This is a genomic window from Eubacterium xylanophilum ATCC 35991, from assembly GCF_000518685.1.
Taxonomy (GTDB): domain Bacteria; phylum Bacillota; class Clostridia; order Lachnospirales; family Lachnospiraceae; genus Eubacterium_F; species Eubacterium_F xylanophilum.
Map to the genome: position 1 here is coordinate 1 of NZ_JAEB01000049.1, position 1,244 is coordinate 1,244.

The window sequence follows — 1,244 nt, forward strand, 5'->3', positions numbered from 1 at the left end:
CGCAACTACTTGCATCGTTTGTGGTTACTTCAGCTTTAACTTGAAATGAATTTACATTAAAGCACACTAGCGATGCCATTGCAACTAATGCAATAATTTTTCTCATAGCTTCATATTTAAATTTTAGATTTTGTTCCGCATCCTTCAAAAAAGGAATTAGAGTTGTGGTATCTGTAGGTTGTGGTCCGATGGTAAGCCATGTGATATATTCAGAATCCACACCATGCTGAAGATTGTATGCTGGTTTTAACTGACCATTCATCATGGCATCCTCTTTCATTCGCATAAATGTTGCGTCTTCATCAGTTTTAGAATAGCTATTTCTTGAACCACATTTATGAATCTTTTGATTGTATTCCTTTAACTTATTGAGGTATCCATCTAATGTTTCAAAGCTTTTTTGGAGTGGTGATTTTCTCTTTCCAATCCCGTGAACAAATGTTATATTTTCTTCCTTGCAAAGCTTTAATAATCTTTTTCGTAATCTCTTTACATGCTTCATTTTTATTGTATTTCCATACACGATTTTGATATCATAAGCTTCTTCACATTCTGCTACGAAATCGGCAAGTTTAATCAGCAATTTTGCCTGATTTTTTGTAACAGCTTTTTTCCAGACAAAGGTATATTTATTTGCACAGGCTTCGATTTTGGTTCCGTCAATGAATATGGTTTCACCAGAAATTTCACCGAGATCAAAAAGATTGTTAGATACTTCTGCGAGAATACGCTTAGAGCAAGGCGCAAAATGAAGGCTTCTAAATCGTGCAAGGGTTGCATGATCAGGAGCTTTGTGTCCTTCTAGAAGAAACATAAAATTGATATCTCTTTTACAATTTAATTCCATAGAACGTGAAGAATAATCTCCATTCATGTAAGAGTATAAAACAATTTTCAAGAGTGTTCTAGGCGATAATGAATTTATTCTCTCATAAGTAGAATATAAATCAGTCAAATCCATCTCCTCTACAAACTGACTGAGTAATCGCACCGAATCATTCTCTGGAATAATTGTTTCTAATTCGAGTGGTAATTTTAGTTGATATCCACTCTGATTTAAGGTATAATTTTTCTGTAAGGTTAGGTTTTTGTTCATACTTAATTTTACCACAAATCTCAGGTTTTTCGAAGCCTGAGATTTTATTTTTTGGGAGGAATGTCAGCACTAGATAAGTATAATCGAGTAGGAGGGAGATTTGAATAATCCCCCGACCTCTCACACCACCGTGCGTACGGTTCCGTAC

At 34.8% G+C, this 1,244-nt stretch carries 2 protein-coding genes; both read right to left on the minus strand.

Annotation, left to right across the window (positions count from 1 at the left end; genetic code table 11):
* On the minus strand, positions 1 to 1,096 hold a 1,096-nt coding region (locus L877_RS12630; protein WP_242837134.1), incomplete at its 3' end, for a transposase.
* Positions 996 to 1,244 (minus strand): hypothetical protein (locus tag L877_RS14285; protein WP_026835492.1); only part of this gene is annotated, 249 nt, incomplete at its 5' end. The genes L877_RS12630 and L877_RS14285, both read right to left, overlap by 101 nt.